The organism is candidate division KSB1 bacterium (genome assembly GCA_034506255.1).
Taxonomy (GTDB): domain Bacteria; phylum Zhuqueibacterota; class Zhuqueibacteria; order Zhuqueibacterales; family Zhuqueibacteraceae; genus Coneutiohabitans; species Coneutiohabitans thermophilus.
The window spans coordinates 87064-109889 of record JAPDPX010000002.1 but is presented as its reverse complement, the minus strand read 5'-3'; the positions used below and the strand labels follow the sequence as shown (position 1 = coordinate 109889).

Here is a 22826-nt window from a genome sequence, read left to right as displayed (position 1 = left end):
CCCGCGCCGGCTTGCTCCCTGCCGCCGGGGAGGCACTTCCTCCCCGCGACACGGCGGGGTTGGCGGAAGCCCGCTGCTCCCGGACTTTTGGTCCGCAACAGCGCGGCATGCATCGGCCGTTCACTTTTTTCCGCTGCGCGCCGCCAGATAGGCATGCAGCGCGAAATCCAGCGGCTGCGAGGTGTGCAGCAGGGTGTAATCAATGCGATTCAGGCCGCAAATGCGCTTCAGCTCGCTTTGATGTGCCTGCAGATTGCGCAGATACTGGTCGCGCAGCGTCTGCGGCATGCCGAGCAGCGCCGGTTCGTTTTCCCAGCCGACGAAACGCGTCAGGCGGTTGAAGTCGAAATGCAATTCAAAATCGTCCATGACCTGCAGGGCGATGACGTCATGGCCGCGAAAGCGCAAATGTTCGAAGGCGCTGGCCAGCGGTGGCAGGTCGCAAAAGAAATCACTCACCACAATCACCATGCCCTTGCGTTTCATGCCCTCGGCCACCTGATGCAAGACGCGCAGGTTGCTGCCGCGGCCGCTGCCGGGCTGCAGGGTTTCCAGCTCGCACAACAAATTGAGCAGGTGGCCCGGCCGGAATTTCGCGGGAATCTGCAGGCGGACCTCGTCGTCAAAGGCCAGCAGGCCGAGCGCATCGCGCTGCTGAAAGATGAAGTACGCCAGCGCGGCGGTGAGATAACGCGCATAATCGAACTTGGACAGCCGCGCCGGCTGGCGCGGGCCGGCGGTGCCCGCCATGCTGCCGGAGAGATCCAGCAGGATGAGGCAGTGCAGATTGGTCTCGTCTTCATAGCGCTTGACGTAAAAGCGGTCGCTGCGGGCGAAGACTTTCCAATCGATGTGACGCGGATCATCTCCGGGCGTGTATTGCCGGTATTCGGCGAATTCGATGCTGAAGCCGGTGTAGGGGCTGCGATGCAGGCCGCTGAGAAAACCCTCCACCACCGTGCGCGCGCGCAGCTCCATGCCTTTCAGGCGCGACAGAATTTCAGGATCGATGAAGCGCAGGTTCGGACGCGGGGTCATCAACCTTTCTCTCCTGCAACACGACAGCACACCCCTCCTCTCTGCCAACCAAGCTCGCCAGATGCCGGCGCCGCGGCTTTTTTTTGGCGGTGAATATCGCGCAAACCTCCTGTCGGCCTGCCGGCTGCAAGCCTGCACTACGGTACTGGCGGGGTAAACGCAGCAAAGTTGTTCCCGCAGTGAATCATGGCCGCGCGCTGGCCGGCATCGTTGCGGCGGATTAAATCCGGCCGGCGGCCCTGGCCGGCGCCAGGAACTGCCGGTACAATCGTTCAAAATGCCGCCGGCTCACCAGGCGATAGTGGGGATGATGGTGCTGCTCATACGCTTTGCTGTGATGGCCGATGATTTCCCCGCGCGCCAGTTTCTGCTGCAAGGCGGCTTTTTCTTCCGCGAAAGCCGGCAGCGCCGGCGCCACCGTGGCGATCACCGCCAGAATTTTCTCCCACTCTTTCTGCCACTCTGCCAGCGCCGGCGGTGCGGTGGCATTGGCGCTTTGCACGAACGCGGCCAGCAGCTCTTCCGCGGGCAAAATCCCATCCTTGACCAGTTTGAGATTGATGCGCAGGTATTCGCCGTGCACACCCACCGGCTGCCACAACACGCTGTCGAACGCAGCGCTGGCATGCAGTTCCATTTCCAAAAAACGCCGGGCGGCAGCCGGATCGGGAATCAGGTGGCCGGGGCCGTAGGCGCCCTGAAAGAAAAATTTGTAGAGATCCGGCAGCGTGGCGGCGGGATGCAGCCGCAATTCTTCACGCACCGCCCGGGCAATCTGCGCCGTGTGGTTGGAAGCCGGTTGGCAGGCGGATACGATCAACCCAATTCCTGCCATGCTGCTGAGCAACAACGCATTCGAGTGCAACATGAGTCTCGGCCATCACGTGCCGGGGCGCAACCCGGTCCGCCGTCACAATCCCGACTTGGGCGGCGGCACGATTTCCAACAGCCGCCGGATGATGTCCTCGGCTTTGACCTTCTCCGACTCCGCGAAGAAATTGGTGAGCACACGGTGACGCAGCACCGGCAGCGCCAGGGCTTGAATATCCTTGACGGAGACATTGACACGACCATGCAGCAGGGCGCGCGCCTTGCCACCCAAAACGAGATACTGCGAGGCGCGCAGGCCCGCGCCCCAGGTGACCCAGTTTTTCACAAAGTCCGGCGCCGTGGGTGTGGTCGGCCGGGTGGCGCGCACGAGCTGCACCGCATAGCGGGCCACTTCCTGGGAGATGAAAACCTTGCGCACCAGCGCTTGAAATGCCAGCACGTCCTCCCCCCTCACCACCTGCTGCAGCACGGGATTGCGGTTGCCGGTGGTGGCGGTGGCCACTTCCACCTCCTGCTCTTCCGGCAGATAATCCATCACCAGATTGAACATGAAGCGGTCAAGCTGGGCCTCGGGCAGCGGGTAGGTGCCTTCCAGCTCGATGGGGTTTTGCGTGGCCAGCACGAAAAACGGCTCTTCCAGTCGATAGGTGACGCCGCCGGCGGTGATGTGATGTTCCTGCATCGCCTCCAGCAGTGCGGCCTGGGTCTTGGGCGGGGTGCGGTTGATCTCGTCCGCGAGGATGATGTTGGCGAAAAGCGGGCCTTTGATGAACTTCAGCACGCGCTTGCCGGAGGTGCGGTCTTCCTCGATGACGTCGATGCCGGTGATGTCGGCCGGCATCAAATCGGGGGTGAATTGAATGCGCTTGAAATCGAGATCGAGAATTTTCGCCAGGGTGCGGATGAGCAGGGTCTTGGCCAGACCGGGCACACCGGTGATCAGGCAATGGCCGCCGGTGAACAGGGCGATCAGCACCAGCTCGATGGTGTCGTCCTGTCCGATGATGAGTTTGCGGATTTCGCCGAGAATGGCGTCCCGCGCCTGTTGCAAGCGCGCCGCAAGCTGGCGTTCCTCGAGATTGGCCGTGGAGACGTGCGGGTCCATGTCGTGTCTTTGTCTTTCGTTCAATGGGTCATGGCATAGATGACGTAGTTGATGCCCAGGCGGTGCCCCACCAGCGAATACTGTCTGGGATATTTGGGGTCGGCCGAATGTTCCCAACTGTCGCCGATGTCGACATTGAAATTCACCAGCACCATCAGACGATTGTTGTCGTCGAAAAAGCCCCAGCATTGCGGCTCGACGCCGTCATACTCGTAGGTGGTGCCGCGCATGATGGGGGCCAGCCCGGGCACGGGGGGCGGTGCCTGGGTGAAGTCGAAATAGCAGTGAAACACGGGATGATCGGGCTGCAGGCGCACCGGCTGCCGGTCCGGGAAGACGCGGCGAAACTCGCTGAGAAAATTTTCCCACTGCGCCGAGCCGTGGAAATCGTCGATCATGAGGAAGCCGCCGCGCAGGCACCATTCCCGCAGCGAATCGGCTTCGGCGGGGGTGAGCTGCATGAAGCCGACCTCCAGAATGTAGGCAAACGAGCAATCGAAGAGCTGCGGGTCGGTGAGCGAAATCGCGATGGCCTGATCATTCACCGGCAGCCGCGTCACTTCTTCAAAGACGCTAAGGAAGTTCTCCTCGGCGGTGGGATAATCCACTTCCCAACTGTCCCACATTTGAAAACGCAGGCGAAAACCGTAGGAGAATTTGCCCGAGCTGTATTTCAGGCGGACGAAGGTGAAGGCGTCAGGCTGCAGCGTTTGTGCCGCAGCGGGCCCGTCCGGCAGCAGGCCGAGGAGCAACAGGCTGAGGGAGAGTTTCTTCATACACAATCAATGCGTCATGGCATAAATCAGATAGTTGATGCCGAGTTTGAAGGCTTCGGTGGAAAACTCGGGGTCATACTGCGGCCATTCCCAGCCGTCGCCGATGTCATTGTTGTAGTTGATCAGGGCCATCATGCGGCCCTGCTCGTCAAAAATCGCATAGAAGCGCGGTTGCAGACCGAAGTAGGGGGCATGCCGACCCACCTGCTGGAATTCGAAAAAGCAATGAAACACCGGATGTTCGAGCGCCAGCTCCTGCGGCGGCTCGGGCACGACGCGCTCCATCTGGTGCACGAAGTTGTACCACTCATGCTCGTTGCGAAAATCATCGACGAGCAGAAAGCCGCCGCGGCGCAGGTATTCGCGCAATTGTTGGACTTCCCCCTCCGCGGGGGTCCAATAGCCCGGCTCACACAGGTACAGCAGGGGCAAATCGAAAATCGCCTGGTCTTGCAGGCGCACGACGCGGTTTTCGAAGGTCAGCGGCAGGGTGGTGAGCGTCTGCAGTGCGAGGTAAAGATTTTGCTCGGCGGTGGGATAGTCGTGGGCCCACAGCGGGCCGCGGCTGCCAAAGCCCAGGCCGAAACCGCGGCGGCCCGACTCCCACTCCACCCGTGTGAACGTGAAGGCCATGGCATCGGGTAGTGACGTGCCATTGCCGCCGGCCGCGGCATGCGGGATTTGCGTCCAGCCGGACAGCGGCGCGAGGCCGAGCAGGAAAACGGCGAGGCAAAAATGCTGCATAGAAGATTCACCACCGCTTGTTCATCACGGACAAATCAACGCCGGCCGGTTTCATTCCACCGCGCGCAGCAAAATCTCCTGGGCGCGCTCATAGTCCGGCGCGATTTCCAGCGAGAGCCGGGCATGTTTGCGGGCCAGGTCCCGTTTGCCGAGTTGCAGATAGGCGGCGGCCAGCTCGCAATGGGCACCGGCGCGGTCGGGGGGCTGCAAACCGAGCACCGCTTCGAAAGCCATCGCCGCCCGTGCCGGCTGGCGCAAGGCCAGCGCGAGTTGACCGAACTGGCGCTGTCGTTGCAAGTCGTAGGGATAAATCGCCAGGGCGCGTGCCAGCGCCGCGGCGGCAGCGACGGAATCACGCCGCGCGAGCTGCCAGTCTGCCAGCAGCAGCGCCGCGTCGAGCGCCTCGCCGTTGCGGCTGGTCAAAACCTCCAGCTCTGCCACCGCTTCCTGCTGCCGGCCCTGCTGCCAATACAAGTCGGCCAGCAATTGGTAGGGATTATCGGCGCCGACATAGGCCGGCAGAAGCGCCTTGGCCTGGCGCAGATACTTTTCCGCCAGCGCCGGTTGCTTGTGCGCGGCGAGGTACTTGCCATAGAGCAGCGTTGCGAAAAAATTATTCGGCTGATTTTCCGCGAGGCGTCGCAAGCGGTCGTCATCTGGCATCAGCGATGCCTGCGGCGGAAGCGCGACCGGGCTGGCCAGCATCCTGTCCCCGGGCGGGGCGGGGAGCAATTCGGTCTGCACGCGCTCCGGCTGAAATTTTTCCCGCAAAAACTGCTGAAAGGCGCGATCGAATTCGGCGCTGGATTGCCGCAGCACGGCTTGCATCGCCGCTTCCGTCTTGCGGCCCTGTTTGAACTCCGGCAGCAGCGCCAGCACTTTGTCAAAACCGTGGTGTTGCGTGATGAATTCCACCATCTGCGCGGCTTGATAGTAGGCCAGCGCAACTCGCTCCGCCTGGCCGGTAAAGCTTTCGTCCAGCTCGTGCAGGGGCAACACCTGGCCGGCGCGCAAAGCGCGGATCATGGCCAGCTCCATGTTCATGCCCCATTCACTGCGGGCCTGCGCCGCCTCATAAACCGCCAGGCCCTCGGCAAACGAACGTGGAATGCGGTTGCCGCTGCGTTCGAGGTGCATGACGTGCGCGATCTCATGCCACAGCGTTTCCTGCCAGTTGAACTCGCCGCGCGCGCGGGCACGGGGTGAATTCATGGCGACCAGCGGGCCAAAACAAATGCCGAGAAAATATTCCGCGCCCGGCAGGCCGAAACAGCGCACGGCAAAATCATCATGTTTGGGGAAAATTTCGACGGTGATGGGCAGCGGCGGCCGGACGCGATAGCGCGGCGCCATGGCCTGATAGGCGGCTTCGCACAGCGCCGCGGCCTGGGCGCCGATGACGGGTCGGTCATCGCGATGCAAACGAATCAGGAAATGCGGCGTGCGCAGCGTGTCGTACTGCTCATATTCGTCGAAGAGATTGAGCAAATTGACGGTGGGCACATGAAAGGGATCATGACGATAAGCCGTTTCCAGCAATTGCTTCGCTTCCTGCTCCTGCCCCAGCCGCGACAGGCTGATGCCCAGCCCGGTAACAGCCGCCCAATTCTGGTCATCCAACGCCAGCGCGCGGCGGTAATAATCCACCGACTCCTTGAACAAATAACGCCGTGCCGCGTCCGTCGCCAGGCTCATCAGCACCACCGGATCGCGGGGGTTGAGGGCGGCGACTTGCGCCAGGAGGTGGGAGACCGCGGTTTGATCCATGCGGCGGTCAGCCAGCACGGCCTGCAAGCCGAGCGCCTGGCGGTGGTTCGGAAAGGCCTTCAGCACGGTGGCGACATGCCCGGCGGCCTCCTGCTCGTGATTGGCCATGAGCAGCAACTCGGCGGCCAGGACATGGGCCGCCGGATCGTTGGGGTGCTTGACGAGAATGGCCTTTGTCATTTCGAGGGCGGCCTGGAGATCATCGGCAGCCTGGCAGCGCGCCAGCCCCAATTGCGCCGGCACACACTGCGGGTTTTGCTGCAGCGCTTCGCGAAAAATCGCGGCGGCTTCGCCCTGATTGTATTTTTCGAGAAAAAGCTCGCCCCAGGGCAGGTAGAGCCGCCAGTCTTGCGGGGCCAGTTTGACGGCCTGCTCAAACAGGCGGTTGGCCTCATGAAAGCGTTCGAGAAAAATGCAGGCGCGCGCCACCAGTGCGATTTCAGGCGCCGGCAGGCGGGTCGCAGTGCGATAGCGCTGCAGCAGGGCTTCAAACACGCGGCGCGCGGCCACCCGCTCGCCAAAATGCCACTGCAGCGCGGCATGCTGCACTTGACAAACGGGGTCCTGCGGGGCGAGTTCGAGCGCCGCGGCAAACTGGCGCAGGGCCGCGGGTTGCTCGCCGCAGAACCATTCCAATTCGCCCAGGCGCAGATGCAATACGGCCGCGCGTTTTTTCGCCAGCGCCGCCGTCACCACCGCGCGGCTTTCTTCATAGCGGCCCAGCTCCTGGCAGGCAAGACTCAAGCCAACAACCGCCTCCGGCTGCGACGAGGCAGCGGCAAAAAAATCGACGGCGGCGGCATAGTCTCCGCGCTGAAAGGCCGACCAGCCGGCGGCAAGCTCGTCTTGGGCGAAACCTTCGGGCGGGCAAACGAGCAGCAAAATTGAAAGGAGCAGGAATACGCGCATGTATGTCTTGCAATCTCGTTGGGTGACCACCTCATCCTAAAGCCACGAGAATGACAACCGCACCTGCACGACGACGGCACGGCTGAACTGATCGTCGCTGCAGGTGCCGGCTGCAATTTTGCCCCGGGACAAGGGCGCGTTGCGGGGAGCTGCCCCGTGGTGCTGCGGCTGGCGGGACCGGGCAGCACTTCACGGTATTCACTGGATCCAATACGTCATCTTCTCACCGCCGCTGTGGTGGATTTCCCGCAGCGTGATGGTTTCGTGATCACGGATTTCCGTGCGCGAATGCTTTTGCACGACCCCGGCTTTGCACTCCCGGGTTTTGGCGGTGGAGGTGATGAGATTGACCTTCTTGACCACGAAACCTTCGCGATAGGCGAAATAGAGCCGGCCCTCGCTCACCGTGCGGGTCCAATACTCCTGGGTGATGCTTTCATCTTTGATGGTCGAGTCATTGGAGGCGTCGAAGGTTTTGAGGTAATCGAGTTCGCCGCGGAAGTCGATCACCGCACAATCGAATGCGCCGACGCGCTCGACCGTGCGAAACTTGTAGCGCGAGGTCACGATCGCCGAAGTGTCGGGCGGCACGTCGATGGTGAAGCGGAATTCCCAGGAATAACCCGGCGCAATGGCCGTCATCGGAAACACCGGCTGGCTGGGGCGGTAGCTTTTGTTGTAAAAGAACGTGCGGCGGTCACTGGGGTTTTCCACCGAGAGGATCTCCCCGTTGGGCCGCATGCGCAGGCGATATTCCAGCAGGCGGCCGACAGGTGATTTACGCTTTTTGAGCCAGGCCAGTTCCGCGGCACAATGAACGGAGTCGCGTTCGATGCGGAAGGAGATGTCGAGGTGGCGGACCGCCGTGGAATCGATGCGGATGAATTGCATCACCGAGGTTTGCTCCTGCCAGTGCTGCATGGTGTAATACAGCGTGTCATCGCGATAGACCCGCCATTCGACCTGGTCATGGATTTTATAGACATACTTGTCCCCCGGCTGCTGCTTGAACTCAAAAAAAATCGGGCCGGAAGAAAGGGAGCTTCTGTCGCAGCCCGACGTGAGGATCACAAGCACCGTCAGCATGAGACGCCCAGGGACCGGCCGGCGTGTCATCGCGGTGTGCCCTCCAGGGTAAGCATCATCGTGCTTTTGGAAATCGGATCCATCGCGCCCATGGTGCCGCGCGAGAGGTTCATCAACTCGATTTGGCGGCGCAACTCTGCGGGCATGTCTTCATCATGAATGGCATGGCTCACGGGATGAAGCGTCAACTCGCGGGCCAGCGGCCGGTGCTGCTCGCTCCACCATTGCGGGGGCTGGTGCTCGCGCTGGTGTTGTTGCCAGGTCGTCACACCGAGGGCGGCAAGCAGGAAGCCGGCGGCGGTGAGCAGCAGCGGCCGCCAGGCGGTTTGCAGCAACCGCTGCCACCGCGGCACCGGCAGGTGGGGTGCGGCGTGCAGCGGGAACACGCGGGCCTGGGTCCGGCGGCGGATTTTCTCCCAGGTTTGGTCCCAGTATCCCGCCGATGGTTCGGGGACGGCCCGCAGTTGCAGCAACAGGGTGGTGGTGCGGTAGCTTTCCAGCTCGGTGCGGCAGTCCAAACAGGTGCGCAAATGCTGCTCAACCTCGTCATGCAGCGTGGCGGGCAGTTCGTTGTCCAGATAGTCCAACAGATGTTCTTTGATTTCGCAGCAAGGCATTGTTCCAGTCTCCAGAGGCGCCACGATACCCGGGCAAATCCCTTCGTGCCTCCCGTTTCAACTCATGCTTTCAGATAGAGGGCAAGCCGCTTGCGCAGCTTCTTGCGGGCATGGTGCAAGTTGGTGCGCACGGTGACCAGCGAGCATTGCAGCACTTCGGCGATCATTTTCTTCGAGAGGCCCTCGACCTCGTGCATGAGGATGACCGCCTTCTGCTGCTCGGGCAGCTCGGCGATCGCCGCGGTAATCTCGGCAAGCAGCTCTTTGTTTTCGAGCACCTGGTGCGGGTTGCGCACCCACTTGGTGGTGGCCAGTTCAAACGGCGAGGGGCCGTCGGCATCATGCTCGAGCGGCTGCCAGCGCACCCGTGTGCGCAGCTTGCGAAAATCCATGCACAGGTTCACCGTGATCTGATAAATCCACGCCGGGAAGGCTTCCGGGCTGCGCAGCCGCGCTATGTGCCGGAAGACGCGGAGGAAAGTTTCCTGCAGCACTTCGTCGGCATCCTGGTGATTGCCGAGCATGTGGTACGCCAGCGCATAGAGGTTGCGCGCCCAGCGACGGTACAATTGCTGAAAGGCAGCCTGATCGCCCTGCTGTGCGAGCAGGACCAATTCAGTTTCGTCGTGGGCCGATGAGCCTGCGCGGACGGCGGCTGTGCCCGCCAATTTGAGGGCCAGGTTCATGTTCATACAATGATTAAGACGCGCACGCGGGTTTTCTGTTTAAGCGAAATATAAGAAAATATCCCGCGAATGCTAAAACTTTTTTGGCGGCTGCCGCGTCTATGCCAGCGACCGCCAAGAAAGTAACTTGTTTGTCAATGCCCACGCGCGGCACAGCTGCCGCAGGCCGTCGCGGGGCGCTATTTTCAGGAGCGGTGTATGATCCAAAAATTTTATACCGCCAAAGTGGCGCTGGTCACCGCCGCGGCTTTGACCTTGCTTGGCAGTCTGTCGCTTTCGGAGGTGGCGGCGGGACCTGCCCGTGACGAATCCGACAGGGGCTGGCTCGGTGTCAATGTGCAGGAGTTGACCCCCTCCTTGCGAGAGGCGCTGAAAGTCGGCAACCAGACCGGGCTGCTGGTGACCGGTGTCGTCAAGGGGAGCCCGGCGGACGAGGCCGGCATTCGTGAGGAGGATGTCATCATCGAGTTCGCCGGCCGGAAGGTCGAAAAGGTGGAGGACTTGACGCGGGCTGTCCGCCAGACCGAACCGGAGAAGAAGGTCAAAGTCGTTGTGCTGCGGGAGGGCAACCGCAAGGAATACGCAGTGACGGTGGGCAAGTATCGCCGCGAGCACAGCAGCGGACCGTGGCGCAGCTTTTCGTGGAGCGGCAGTCATCCCGCCGTTCCGGTTTTTCCCGGGCGGCCGCGCCTGGGAGTGCAAGTGCACGAGTTGAACAATGATCTGGCGCCTTATTTCAAAGTCGAGCCCAAGGCCGGCGCGCTGATCCTGGCGGTTACCAAAAACAGCCCCGCGGCCAAAGCCGGTTTGAAAGCCGGCGATGTGATCCTCAAGGTGGGCGAAGAAGTCGTGCGCGATCCCGATGATTTGATCGCGGCGCTGCGCGACTATGACGAGGGCGACAAAGTCAGGATTGCATACGTGCGCCAGGGCCAAACCGCCGCCGTTGAGGTGGAATTGGAAAAGGTGGGAGCCGGACATTTCAGGTACATGCCGAATCCATTCCAACACCACTTCTCAGCGCCGGAGAAGGTGGAGTGGGAGGAACTCGATCTCGAAGTTCCCGAGGTTCTCCTGCGCTCCGATTCTCCAGAGCGGAAATTGATTCGCAAAATACGCATTCATACGGATTGGAATTCCATCTGAGCGTCAGAACCGTTGCTGCGGTGAGTCACTCCTGACGCGGTCCAAAGTGCCGGAAGCTTGCACAAGCTCCGGCACTTTTTTTTACGCCAGGAGTTCGCCGCGCAGCACAGTAATCGCCTGGCCGCTGAGCAGCACACGCTCGCCCCGCACCCCCACCAGCAACCGCCCGCCCCGCGCGGAAACCTGCCGGGCAATCAAATCCCGCTTGTTAAGACGTTCGCTCCAAAACGGCCCCAAACAACAATGCGCCGAACCGGTCACCGGATCTTCATCGATTCCCGAGCCGGGCGCAAAGAAGCGCGAGACGAAATCACAATCACTGCCCTGCGCCCGGCTGGTCACCATCACGCCGCGCACGGGAATCTGGCGCAACCGGTGGAAGTCCGGCTGAAGCTGGCGCACCTGCTCTTCCTTTTCCACCTCGATCAGATAGTCGAACTTGCTGCGGCCGATGAACCGCGGGATCAGGCCGAGTGCCTCCAACAAGCCGGCAGGGGCCTCTGCCGGAGTCGCGACCGTGGCGGGGAAATCCAGTTGAATCCACTCGCCCTGGCGCACCGCGGTGAGCCAGCCACTGCGGGTGTGAAAACGCGCCGGCTCATGCGGGGAAAGCTGGCCGGTCTCCCACAACGCATGTGCACTCGCCAGCGTGGCATGGCCGCATAATTCCACTTCGACCGTCGGCGTGAACCAGCGCAAATTGAAACCTTCCTCCCGCCGCACCACAAAGGCGGTTTCGGAAAGATTCATTTCCGCCGCCACCTGTTGCATCCAGCGTTCTTCACGCGCCACCGGCAGCAGGCACACCGCGGCGGAGTTGCCGTGAAACGGTTTGTCGGTAAAGGCATCAACCTGCAAGAGTGTCACTCGCATGCTGCCTCCTTCCTTTTGACGAGGGGTCCGGAGATTCTTTTGTGCCTGTGGCGAGACCGGCATTTCTGCAATCATCCCGCCTGCAGCGTACATTGCCAAGCAGAAAGCGAGGGGGAGTTTCTCACACCTTGACAAATCAGGGATTGCCCCTTGGGGAGGCTCATATGCCGGGGAAAGCATGCGGTGCGCTGCCACTCGCCATTGCCTTGTTTTTGGCCGCCCTCACCGTGATCAAGTCCGCCAACAAACCGCTCGCCCTCGATGAGGCCATGCCGTTCGCCTGGAATGCCCGCGCCATCACGGTCGAGGGGATCAAGGTGCTGGGAAAACGCACCGCACCCCACAGCAAGACGACCCTGCTGGAAATTTCCCACCCCCCGCTGTACACCCTGCTGCTGGCCCTCAGCTTCGAACTTTTTGGTGAGCAGACCGCTCACGCCCGCCTGATCGGCGTCTTCTGCCTGTTGCTCACCATCGGCCTGTTGGGATTGATTGCGCGCCAGGTGTTCAATCGGGCGGCGGCCTGTCGCATCTGGCTGATCGCCGTGATGCTGATCGTCATCAATCCCTATCTCATGCAATATGCCCTGCTGGTCGATATCGACAACTCGATTCTGACGACCTGCCTGACCGCCACGATTTATCTCTTCATCCGCAGGTTGCAAACCGGCCGGCGGCGGTATTTGTTTGCCACCGGCCTGGGCCTCGTCGCCAGTTTTTGGGCCAAGGAAATGACGCCGCCGATCCTGTTGGCCGCCATTTTTCTTTTTCTCTGGTTTCATGCCGGGCTGCGGCAGGCGCTGCGGGAAACTGCGGCGCTCACAGCCATCGGCGTGGGCGGGTTCATCCTCACGTGGAGCCTGTTCTGCGCCGGCACCAACGTCCCGCCGCTGAGTTTTGTGGAATTCACGATTCTGAACAAGGGCGCAGCCGCCACCCCGTTCTCGCACCTCCCCACCGCCGGAATGAAGATCAAGTCAATGCTGTACTGGCTCTCACCGCCGCTGGTGGTGTTGTTCTGCTGTTTTGTTGCGGGCAGAATCAAAACCCTGCGTGTCTCGCGGCGCCTGGAACCTGCGGATTTCCTGCTGGTGTACGTCGGGCTGATGTTCTGCTACACGATGCTGTATATTCCCAGCGCCACCACCAATCCCCTGCAAAAATACGATTACCCGGCGGTTTCCATAATGGTTCTGGCCGCCGCAGCAGGCCTGCATCGGGTGTCGCCGCCACTCACAGCCAAAACGGTCGGTTTGTTTCTACTGGCGGGCGGGGCGCTGCTCGGCTGCTACTGGCTCTGCCATCTGCCTGATCCCCTGCTGGCCGTTGCCACCAACACCCTGCGCTTCCGCAGCCGCACGAGTCTGCTGTTGATCCTGCCCCTGCCGGTGATAATGCTGGCGCTCAAGAAATTGCAACCGACTTTCACCTGGGGCCGCAGCCTGGCGCTGGCCGCCGGCCTGGTGGTGCTGCCGCAGAATGCCCACGTCACCGCCAGACAAATGTCCGATTACACCACCTCGCCTTCTTGGAACAACTATGGCGAGCGCGGCCTGGCACAAACGATTGCGTACCTCGCCCGGCGGGTGCAGCCCAAAGATGAGCTGGTGGTGCGCAAGGACATCGGCTACTACCTCAACGGCATGCCGGGCCTCGCAAAGGTACACTGGTGGTATCCGATGTTTCGCAGCGAATACGCGCAGATGCAAGCCGACTTCGCAGCCATCAATGCCTCCGGCGCCATCACCTACGTGGTGGTGGGACCCTATGATCAACGCGAGCCCGCCCGCCGGGTGATTCAGCCCCATTTCCATCTCGAACAAGTGTTCGGAGATTTCGAGATCTATCGCCGCCGTGAGTAATTGTCGCGGCGCTGCTCACAGCTCCTCCGGCAGGGCGGCCTGCCGGCGCCGCGCCGCATGGAAATTCACGATGCCACGAAACAGCGCCGGCACCTCGCGGTCATGCACCTGCGGCGCCCGGCAGCGCACCTGCACCGCCACTGCGGTTTTATTGGTCAACAAGACTTCCGGCACGTCCGTGTTGCGGCGCAGCACCACCCGCGTGTTGGGCAGCGCCGCAAATGCTTGATTGATCGCCAGTGCCAATTGCTCGCCTTGTTGATTGCCGGGATAGATCGTGGTCTGCACCAGCAGCGAATCGGAATCCCACCGGCGATACTCCCATTTCAAATACCAGCCCTGCGGCACCTGATTGACGAGGGCGATGCGGGCATCCAGCGCAAGGTCGGTGGTGTCGTTGGTGCGCACCAGGATCGCATTCGCGCCGGTCCAGCGCAAGCTGTCTGCCAGGGCCGCCATGGCGGCAAAATTGGCGGCCGCGGCCGTCACCCCACCGGTGAAACGATCGCCCCTTGCCTTCCCGCCCAAAGCCGCATCGACAATGATGGTCTGCTGATGCAGCACGCCGCGCAAAACCGGCCGCAACGAGGGACGCACAAACACGCTGCGCAGGGAGTCCACCGCCATCATCTCCACCGCCGGGGAATAGCCGGCTTTCGTTGCGGCGAAGCGATAGGAGCCAGCCGGCACCCCGGTCAAAAAGAAGCCGCCATTGGCATCCGTAGTGGCCCACACCGCATCATTCAGGGAAATCGCCACGCCCGCCAGCGCTGCAGCGGTGGAATCATCGCGCACCAGGCCGCTGAAAAAAACGAGCTGACCGGCGGGCACCAACTCCAGACGGAGTGTGTCTTGGTGGCCGTCCGCTGCCGCAATCAACTGCACCGGCCCGGGTTCATTCGCGGCTTGATAGTAGATGGTTCCGCTGCCCTCGTGCAAGCGCAGTGAGTCGAGAAGCTGGCCGCGCTCGGCACGCACCGATACCGGCGTGCCATCCCACACGGCCTCGCCCCGGCCATCGCGCAGCGTGAGCGTAATCGGCAGGACGGCCACGCCATCCGCGGGGAGTTGCAGCATCGGCGCCGCGAATGCGATTGCCGCTGCCGGCGCCGCGATGATGAGCGTATCCCGCACCGGCAGGTTGTGATTCTTGAACAGGTTTTGCAGCTCGATCTGCACCACGTGCACGCCGTTGCGCCAGGCCGAATCGGGCCGGAACCAAAGCCGGCCTTTGGTGAGATCGACATGCGCGGGCACCGGCCGGCCGTCGACGCGCAGGGAAACGCTGTTGGAAAACAACAGCAACTGCCCCGCGCCCCGGCCGCCACGCTCGGTGATGCCGTCGGCCAACTGGTAAACGACTTCCGGCTGTGGATCGCGTGCAATCTTCGCAGGCTGCAAACGCCTTGCACTCGGCACCCCCCCGGCAGCCCAGCGCGCCAAACCGAGAAAAATGCCATAGGCTTCGCGGCGGTTGTAGCGGCGATCCATCAACCGCTTTTCTTCCGCAGGATTGGAAAAGAAGGACGATTCCAGCAGGACCGCCGGCAGACGGATCCGGCGCAGCAGGCCGAAGCCGTCGGGATAAATCATTTTGTCGCTCAGCAGGCCGTCGTTGGCCACTTGCGGCAGGCGCAGTGCCTCCACCAGGCCGAAGTAAATATTGCGCGCCAGGTCCATGCTGGCGGGCGAATAGTCGGGATAGAGATGGTAGTAGACCGAAACGTAGTTGACCCGGGGATCGTCGGCGGCGTTGTGATGGAGAGAGATGAGAAAGTCGCAACCTGCGCGTTCGGCAATTGCCGCGCGTTCGGCCAGCGAAACGTAGCGATCATCGGGGCGGGTCAGCACCACCGTGGCACCGGCGCGTTCGAGAAAGTGCCGGAGTTCCAGCGCCACGTTGAGGTTCATCACCGCCTCCTGTTTGCCGCTCGGTCCGCGCTTGTAGCCGGGCAAATGGCTCAAACCGCCGTGCCCGGGATCAAGGGCAATTTTGTATGCAGCCAGGTATTGTGCATGAGGGGGAATGGTATAGTGTTCCGCGGGCAGTTCAGTCCACTCGCGCAGCACCAATTTCGCGCCGCCGCAGTGCAGAAAAAAGCAGGACAGCAGCAGGGAGGCGCGTAGTATGTTGCGATCGATCATGACAGGGGAGCAGGCTCTGATGGAGAAACAGGTGTGGTTCACATGAGTTGTCGCGCCGGCTATGGCAGCGCATGGTACAAAATCGCCGGCGCTCTTGTCAAGCGGATTCTCGCCGGCAGGGCGGCCAACAGCCGGGGCCAGGAGTGGCGGGAGAGTGTGCTTGACTTCAGGCGGAAAAACACTATATTCCCACCCGCCAAATCATCCTGACTGTGCTCACTCTGACTTGCCGCAGCATCCCGACACGCGGCCCTCTGGAGGAAGACGGCATGAACCGAGAGATTCATGGGTGGTGGAGCCCCGCTTTGAACAAGCACATGGACCTGGCGGTCTACGGGCATTACGGCTTCGCCCTGCTGATGATTCCAACTGCGGCGGCCGATTTTCTGGAATACGAACGGTTTCACCTGATCGACGCGATTGCGGGTTTCCTCGATGCCGGCAGGGTGAAGGTTTTTTCCATCAACACCGTGAACAATGAAAGCTGGTTCAACGATCACGTGGCCCCGCCGTACAAGGCCATCCGCCACCAGCAATTCAACGACTATGTGTTCAACGAAGTCATCCCCTTCATCCACAACCATTGCCACGGCCGGGTGATGACCATCACCTGCGGGGCGAGCGTGGGCGCGCTGCATGCCGCCAACCTGCTGTTCAAACGGCCGGATTTGATCGACGGCATGATCGCGATGAGCGGCATCTACGACCTCAAATACTACACCAAGGGCTATTACGACGACAATTGCTACTTCAACAGCCCGATGGATTACCTGCCCGGCCTCAATGACGACCGCTACCTCTCCCTGTTGCGTGCCAAGCACCACCTTTATATTCTCACCGGCCAGGGCCCCTACGAAGCGCCCGACCGTTCGCGCGATCTCGCCGCGGTGCTGGCGGCCAAGGGCATCCCGCACTACCTCGACGTGTGGGGCCATGACATGGGTCACGACTGGCCGACATGGCGGCGCATGCTGCCGCATTATCTCGGCACGCGGTTTTGAGGGATTCCCGCCTCGGGCAAGGAGAAACAATTCCGGCGGTGGCAGCTCCTCCCCGGCGCCCGGTACGTCACACGGTTCCTGCGCGCTGCCGGGGTGAAGCGAACCGGTTGTTCTCCAGCGACCGGCAGCCATTCAACCAAAATTGTCGTTGCACTGCTCAACTTTTTTGCTATCTTTTGCGCACAATCTCCTGCAGCAGGAACCTTCTCCGTTTCCCCCCAGACGGTCAAGGTTCAACCTGGTCGCTGCAGGAGTTTTTTTTGTGAGCCATCATGTCACCCATCACCCGGTGATACCGACCGCGGCGGTAAAACGCCTCCGCTGGCGGGTCATGCTGCTACTTCCGCCCCACCCCGGACGCAGCGCGGATCCCGGTCTGCAAACGAAGGCATGCGCACGGCGTGTGCAGCAAAACAAGGCATCGTGCTCGTGACCGTTTTCGAGGGTGAAATTTCATGGCGCCCGTCATTCAGGTGACCCGTGACGAGCCCGGCGGAGGCCCTGAGTTTCTCCCACCATCAATCTTCGGCCTCACGGCGAGCCAGAGAGTTTTCACAGTAATGCCTCAATTGCGTGTGAAGTGGTACAAACATTTCTGCCTGATGCTGCTAATTTTTTGTACGAAGTAAAACACTTGTTTTTACCGCGGGAGCACCGCGTCCGCGAGGCACAGTGCCCAGCCATAAAGGCTGTTATCAAAAATGGCTTGCCGGCTGGTCGCGGTGCCAACCAAACAAAACCGGTTTTTTCAAACTTCACACTTTTTGCGGCTTTGCAGTGCTGATAATTCGGGTGGGAAAATTGGTGCGATTGATCTTTCTTGCCTTGCGGCAAGATTTGTGCGCTGCGTCCCCAGACTTAACCAAGGGATTACTTTTTCACATGAGTTTTCGCTTGACAATCAGGGGCATTTTTGTATATTATCCGCCGCGCTGGCAGCAAGTATTGAGCGGACAAAATCTTAGCACCACAACAAGAAACACAGCATGGCGTGAGGCAATGTGAAGTTGTTTTTTTCCGGTTGCAAACCCTAAGATGGAGGTGTAAGGCTCATGAGAAATTCGCTCAAGTCGTACCTGACCAAGGGCATGCTCGTCGCTGCAGTATCCTTCTCGCTCGGCATGGTGGCCTGTACGAAACACCCGAACGAGAAACAACTGCAGGCCCTGGAAGAGCAAAAGAAGGCGGCGCTCGCAGCCGAAGACCTGCTGGCGCAGAAGCGCAAAGAACGTGACGATCTGCAGAGACAAGTTGAGCAGAAGAAGGCGGAATTGGCCAAGGCTCAACAGGAGAAAACCACGGTATCTGCCCGCCTCAGCCAGATGCCCAACTGAGCCGCGCGACCGGCAATGGATCACCAGCAAAAGAGATCATGAAACATGCGACTGACCCAATCAACCCTGAGGAGGGGAATGATGAAAGCTTTCTCCAAGATAGTGCTTGTCCTCTCTTTCGGCCTTCTGCTCACAGCGCTTAACGGGACGGTGGTTGCCCAGAAAAAGATGACGATGGATGAATATCGCCAGCAACTGGCGGAATGGCAGAAGCGTGAAGCCGACGCCAAGGCCGAAATTCCCAAGGTCGATGCGGAGATCGCCGCGCTCAAGGCGGAGCTGGCCTCACTCGATCAACAGATCAATAAAGAGTGGGATGATATCTATGCCATGTTGGGCACCGATCGTGCCGGCGTGGAGGCCTATCGCAATGACCTGAAGAACCTGGAAGCCGAAGTCGATGGTTTGATGGCGCTCTCCCCCGAGGAGTTGTTTAAGCGCCGCGCTGAACTCGACGCCATGCAAGCGCGGCTGAATGAGATGAAAAAGAGCAAGATCGGCCTGCTTTCCGAGATGCAGGATATCATTGCCCGCATCGAAGGCAAAATCACGCAACTGCGCAGCCGCATGCCGAAAGCCATCTACACCGAATACAATGTCCAGCGCGGCGACTATCTCTGGAAAATTTCCGGCAAACAGGACATCTACGGCGATCCCTATCAGTGGATGCGGATTTATTCCTACAACCGCGACCAGATCAAGGATCCCGACCTGATCTATCCGCAGCAAATTTTCAAGATTCAGCGCGAAGTGGGACCGGATGAGTATCTGGTGGCAAAAGGCGATTTTCTCGGCAAGATCGCCAAGGGCATGGGCGACCCCACGATGTGGCGCCGCCTCTATGAGGCCAACAAGAACATCATCGGCGATGATCCCAGCAAGCTTTATCCCTACACGGTTTTGCGCATTCCGCGCTGAGTTGCCCGTTTGGTTGTGAGGACAAGCAGGTTGTGAGTTTGCCGCGCGCAACTCATGACCTGCTTTTTCTTTTACAGGTGAAGCCGTGCCTTGCGAGGATGCCATCCGTGGAGTCGACCATTCTCGAACAAAAAATTCCCATTCGCGGCGTTGACCCGCTCGAACTGCTCGGGCAGGGCGACTGCCACCTCAAGGAAATTGCCCGCCACTTCGAGGCGCGCATCACCGTGCGCGGCAGCGAAATCACGCTGCGCGGCGGGGAGCAGGAGGTAAAACTGCTCGACCGCGTGTTCACCGAGCTGATCGTAATGCTCACCCGCAACGGCGAACTGCGCGCCGCCGATGTCGAAACCGTGGTGCAGATGGTCAAACGCGGCGAGGCGGCCCCGCCGCTGCCGGCCGCCCCCACCCAGCCGGTGATCGTTTACACCAAAAGCGCCGCCATTAAACCGCGCACCGCGGGCCAGAGCGAGTTTTATCAGGCGACCCTCAAAAACGACATCGTTTTCGTGATCGGACCGGCCGGCACGGGCAAAACCTACCTGGCGGTGGCCATTGCCGTGGCGCATTTGCGCGACCGCCAGGTCGATCGCATCGTGCTGGCACGGCCGGCGGTGGAAGCGGGCGAAAGCCTGGGCTTTTTGCCCGGCGATTTGCGCGAGAAGGTCGATCCCTACCTGCGGCCGCTCTATGATGCGCTCCATGACATGATTCCCGCGGAAAAGCTGCGGCGCTATCTCGAGACCGACGTCATTGAAATCGTGCCGCTGGCCTACATGCGCGGCCGCACCCTGCACAACGCCTTTGTCATTCTCGACGAGGCGCAAAACACCATGCCCTCCCAGATGAAGATGTTCCTCACCCGACTGGGCATCAACTCCAAGGCAATCATCACCGGCGACATCACCCAAATCGATCTGCCCAGCTCCACCACCTCCGGCCTGGTGGAGATCCGGGAGATCCTCGCCGGCATCGAAGGCATTGCCTTCGTCTACCTGGATGACAAGGACGTCGTCCGGCACAAGCTCGTGCGCGAGATCATCAGGGCCTATGACCAGCATCAGCGCTGAGGCCCGCGGAGTTTTCGCGTGAAACAACCACCAACCAAGCCGTTTCTTCGAATTCGCGCCCTGCCGAAAATCCAGCTCTCCGCTGCCCGATGGTACCGGCATCGCTGGCAATTCCTGGTGATGGCGCTGTTCACGACCGTCTGCGTGCTGCTGTTCCCGCAGGAGGCCACTTTCCGTTTTGCCGATTTGCGTGAAGGCGACATTTACATCGGCGAGCCCATCATCGCACCCTTCACCTTCCCGATCAACAAAACCCCGGAGGAGTATGAGCGGGACAAACAGGCGGCCCGCGAGAGTGTCTATCCCATTTTCGTGCGGCGCGACAGCGTGGCCGAGGCCCGCAACACCGCACTCGCCGGCTTTCTCAACCAACTGGAGGGCATCCTGGCCTCGCTGGCGCCCGATTCGGTGAAAGCCGTGCAAATCCGCCAGCTCTTCGATCAGCAAAAAAACAGCATTTCCACGGACGGCCTGCGCTTTCTGCTCACCGGCTTCACCCCGCGGCCGGCGGGCAATGGCAAACTGTTGAGTTTCGCCGCCTATCGCCAAGAGCTGGAGCGCATCCTGCGTGACGTCTACACCATCGGCCTCATCAACCTGGAACGCAGCGCCCTGCCCGACCATGTCCGCAAGGTGGCGCTGCGCACGGGCTCCGACGAAATCGTCGAGGAGCTGGATGATCTCCATCATCTCGGCACGGTGCACAATGCGGTGCTGCAGAAGCTGCGCGAGATTGCAAGGATCAGCGAACCCGCCATCAACCTGGGCTACCAGATCGTGACCTCGTTCGTCACGCCCAATTTGTTTTTCGAGCAGCTCGAAACCGAGGCGCGCATCAACGAAGCGCTGGCGCGGGTGCCGCTGGCGCGCGGCTCGGTGCTGGAGAATGAGAAAATCATCGAAAGTCACGAAAAGATCACCAGGGAGCACATCCAGAAGCTGAACTCGCTGGCGGGCGCGCTGGTCGAGCGCAAAATGTCGGAGGGCCCGCTCGCCCGGCTGCTGCCCACCGCCGGCAAGCTGCTCATGACCGTGCTGTCGTTGACTGTGCTCATTGTTTTTCTGCGCTATTGGCGGGCGGCGGTTTACGAAGACATCTCGCGGGTCATCCTGATCGCGCTGATTTTGCTGCTGGTGGTCTTTCTGGCGCATGCCGTGCGCCGGATGAGCGAGTCGGAATTTCTCATTCCCTATGCCCTGGCGCCCATGCTGCTGACGATCTTTTTCGATGCCCGGCTGGCGTTCGTGGGCACCACCGCACTGGCGATCCTGCTGGGCAGCCTGCGCGGCAACGAATTCGCCGCCACCTTTCTCTGCATCATCGTGGGGATGGCCAGTATCCTGTCGGTGCGCAAAGTGCGCTCGCGCACGTGGATCTTCAAAGCCTTTCTGTTTCTCGGCCTGGCCTACATTCTGGCGGCCTCGGCGCTGGCGTTTTTGCTGCATTCCCCCGGTTCGCGGCTGTCGGGCAACATCCTCAGCGGCTTGTTGAGTGCCGCCGTCACCCCGATTCTGACCTACGGGATGATGATCATCTTCGAATATCTTTTCGACATCACCACCGACGCCACGCTGCTGGAGCTGTCCGATCTCAACCGGCCGTTGTTGCGCGAGCTGGCTGTGCGCGCCCCCGGAACCTATCATCACAGCATCGTGGTCGGCACACTCTCGGAGGCGGCGGCCGAAGCGATTGGTGCGAATTCGCTGCTGGCGCGTGTGGGCGCCTACTATCACGACATCGGCAAACTGGAGAAGCCGGAATATTTCGTGGAAAACCAGAGGGGCGGCAAGAATCCCCATGACAAGCTGGCCCCCACCATGAGCCGGCTGATCATCATCAATCACGTCAAGCGCGGCATCGAAATCGCCGAAAGCAACGGCCTGCCGCGCGAGCTGCGCGATTTCATTCCGCAGCATCATGGCACGAATTTGATTTCCTACTTCTATCGCAAGGCGCAGGAACGCAACAACGAAAGCGAAATCCAGGAAACCTCCTTTCGTTATCCCGGCCCCAAACCGCAAACCAAGGAGACCGGCATCGTGATGCTGGCCGACGGCGTGGAGGCCGCAGCGCGCTCGCTGCGCGAGCCCTCGGTGTCACGCATCCGCGCGCTGGTCAGCCAGATCATCGCGCAGCGCTTCACCGCCGGCGAATTGGACGAATGCCCGCTGACTCTGCGCGATCTCAATCAAATCAAGGAAAGTTTCGAACGTACCCTGACCGGTATTTTCCACGGCCGGCTGCAATATCCCGGCGGCACGGAAAAATCCAGCGAGACAGAGAGTGAAGACAGCAGCGACAAACCGGCAGGCCGCAGCACGGAAAGCGGCACCCTCGCGGGTGAGCAAAGCAACGGCAACGAATGGCCGCTTGAAGCTGAGGGGAATCCGCCCGGCCGCGAAAAGCCGCGGCGCTATTGAGCCCGAGCTCCTGGTTCTGCTGCAGCAGCTCTGGCAGAGGCACGGCGCGCCGGCTGCAGAAGTGGAGGTGCAGTTCGTCGACGAGGCGATGATCTGCCGCCTGCATGAACAGTTCCTGCAAGACCCTTCGCCAACCGACATTATCACCTTCGATTTGGGGGTCACGCCCGCCGGCACTAGGCTGGCGCAACTGTGCCTCTGCCCGGCGGTGGCGGCCCGGCATGCGCGCCGTTTTCGCACCACGCTGCGCCACGAGCTGCACCGCCTGATCGTCCACGGCATTCTGCATCTGCTCGGTTACGATGATCATGATCCTGCCGGCCGTCGTCGCATGCGCGAGCGCGAACGCATCGTGCTGCGCCAACTGGCGATTTGAGCCACCCGCTCCCGGCTGCCCCACGCCAACTGTGTCGCAAGTGGCCGCGCCGTGGCCCGTGGCACTGCGGCGGCGCAGCAGTGGCCGCCTCACCGGGGGGCCAGGCTTGCCGCTTGACTAA

19 protein-coding genes are annotated in these 22826 nt (G+C 61.1%); 8 read left to right on the top strand and 11 right to left on the bottom strand.

What is annotated here, in order from left to right:
• Positions 1-120: 120 nt before the first annotated feature.
• The 9 genes from ONB52_04080 to ONB52_04040 all read right to left on the bottom strand — a co-directional run bounded on the left by ONB52_04080 (position 121) and on the right by ONB52_04040 (position 9487).
• Positions 121-1038 (bottom strand): DUF58 domain-containing protein, encoded by a 918-nt coding sequence (locus tag ONB52_04080; GenBank protein MDZ7415323.1) that lies wholly within the window; start codon positions 1036-1038, stop codon positions 121-123.
• A 220-nt stretch (positions 1039-1258) separates the two neighbouring features.
• Entirely contained in the window at positions 1259-1906 is a 648-nt protein-coding gene (locus tag ONB52_04075) for a hypothetical protein (protein ID MDZ7415322.1), read from the bottom strand.
• Between the two features lie 42 nt (positions 1907-1948).
• Positions 1949-2974, bottom strand: coding sequence for an AAA family ATPase (locus ONB52_04070; GenBank protein MDZ7415321.1), 1026 nt, complete (start codon positions 2972-2974; stop codon positions 1949-1951).
• Between the two features lie 20 nt (positions 2975-2994).
• Positions 2995-3750, bottom strand: a complete 756-nt coding sequence (locus tag ONB52_04065) for a DUF4159 domain-containing protein (protein ID MDZ7415320.1) — start codon at positions 3748-3750, stop codon at positions 2995-2997.
• Between the two features lie 6 nt (positions 3751-3756).
• Positions 3757-4494, bottom strand: a complete 738-nt coding sequence (locus tag ONB52_04060; GenBank protein MDZ7415319.1) for a DUF4159 domain-containing protein — start codon at positions 4492-4494, stop codon at positions 3757-3759.
• Positions 4495-4545: 51 nt separating this feature from the next.
• Positions 4546-7170, bottom strand: coding sequence for a tetratricopeptide repeat protein (locus tag ONB52_04055; protein MDZ7415318.1), 2625 nt, complete (start codon positions 7168-7170; stop codon positions 4546-4548).
• A 198-nt stretch (positions 7171-7368) separates the two neighbouring features.
• Complete coding sequence (locus tag ONB52_04050; GenBank protein ID MDZ7415317.1) at positions 7369-8256, bottom strand: hypothetical protein; 888 nt, start codon at positions 8254-8256, stop codon at positions 7369-7371.
• A 26-nt stretch (positions 8257-8282) separates the two neighbouring features.
• Positions 8283-8873 carry an anti-sigma factor gene (locus ONB52_04045; GenBank protein MDZ7415316.1) on the bottom strand — a complete coding sequence of 197 codons (591 nt, stop codon included), beginning with the start codon at positions 8871-8873 and terminating at the stop codon, positions 8283-8285.
• Positions 8874-8935: 62 nt separating this feature from the next.
• Positions 8936-9487, bottom strand: a complete 552-nt coding sequence (locus ONB52_04040) for a sigma-70 family RNA polymerase sigma factor (protein MDZ7415315.1) — start codon at positions 9485-9487, stop codon at positions 8936-8938.
• Between the two features lie 270 nt (positions 9488-9757).
• On the opposite strand from ONB52_04040, the gene ONB52_04035 reads away from it, so the two are divergent.
• Positions 9758-10705: a PDZ domain-containing protein gene (locus tag ONB52_04035; GenBank protein ID MDZ7415314.1), complete on the top strand. Its 948-nt coding sequence runs from the start codon at positions 9758-9760 to the stop codon at positions 10703-10705.
• Positions 10706-10786: 81 nt separating this feature from the next.
• Here the strand turns inward: ONB52_04035 and ONB52_04030 are convergent, their stop codons facing one another.
• Positions 10787-11578: a PhzF family phenazine biosynthesis protein gene (locus ONB52_04030; GenBank protein ID MDZ7415313.1), complete on the bottom strand. Its 792-nt coding sequence runs from the start codon at positions 11576-11578 to the stop codon at positions 10787-10789.
• A 164-nt stretch (positions 11579-11742) separates the two neighbouring features.
• Here ONB52_04030 and ONB52_04025 point away from each other — a divergent pair, with 164 nt between their 5' ends.
• Entirely contained in the window at positions 11743-13440 is a 1698-nt protein-coding gene (locus ONB52_04025; protein MDZ7415312.1) for a glycosyltransferase family 39 protein, read from the top strand.
• A gap of 15 nt (positions 13441-13455) precedes the next feature.
• Here the strand turns inward: ONB52_04025 and ONB52_04020 are convergent, their stop codons facing one another.
• Complete coding sequence (locus tag ONB52_04020) at positions 13456-15585, bottom strand: N-acetylmuramoyl-L-alanine amidase (GenBank protein ID MDZ7415311.1); 2130 nt, start codon at positions 15583-15585, stop codon at positions 13456-13458.
• A 269-nt stretch (positions 15586-15854) separates the two neighbouring features.
• On the opposite strand from ONB52_04020, the gene ONB52_04015 reads away from it, so the two are divergent.
• From ONB52_04015 to ybeY, 6 genes are all read left to right on the top strand, one after another.
• Positions 15855-16586 carry an alpha/beta hydrolase-fold protein gene (locus tag ONB52_04015; protein ID MDZ7415310.1) on the top strand — a complete coding sequence of 244 codons (732 nt, stop codon included), beginning with the start codon at positions 15855-15857 and terminating at the stop codon, positions 16584-16586.
• Between the two features lie 1052 nt (positions 16587-17638).
• Positions 17639-17920 (top strand): hypothetical protein, encoded by a 282-nt coding sequence (locus ONB52_04010; protein MDZ7415309.1) that lies wholly within the window; start codon positions 17639-17641, stop codon positions 17918-17920.
• A 168-nt stretch (positions 17921-18088) separates the two neighbouring features.
• Positions 18089-18838: a LysM peptidoglycan-binding domain-containing protein gene (locus tag ONB52_04005; protein MDZ7415308.1), complete on the top strand. Its 750-nt coding sequence runs from the start codon at positions 18089-18091 to the stop codon at positions 18836-18838.
• Positions 18839-18945: 107 nt separating this feature from the next.
• Positions 18946-19908 (top strand): PhoH family protein, encoded by a 963-nt coding sequence (locus ONB52_04000; GenBank protein MDZ7415307.1) that lies wholly within the window; start codon positions 18946-18948, stop codon positions 19906-19908.
• 18 nt (positions 19909-19926) lie between these two features.
• Complete coding sequence (locus ONB52_03995) at positions 19927-22329, top strand: HDIG domain-containing protein (protein MDZ7415306.1); 2403 nt, start codon at positions 19927-19929, stop codon at positions 22327-22329.
• A complete protein-coding gene (ybeY, locus tag ONB52_03990; GenBank protein MDZ7415305.1) occupies positions 22280-22705 on the top strand; it encodes an rRNA maturation RNase YbeY in 426 nt (141 codons plus the stop codon). Before ONB52_03995 ends, ybeY begins: the two co-directional genes overlap by 50 nt.
• Positions 22706-22826 lie beyond the last annotated feature (121 nt).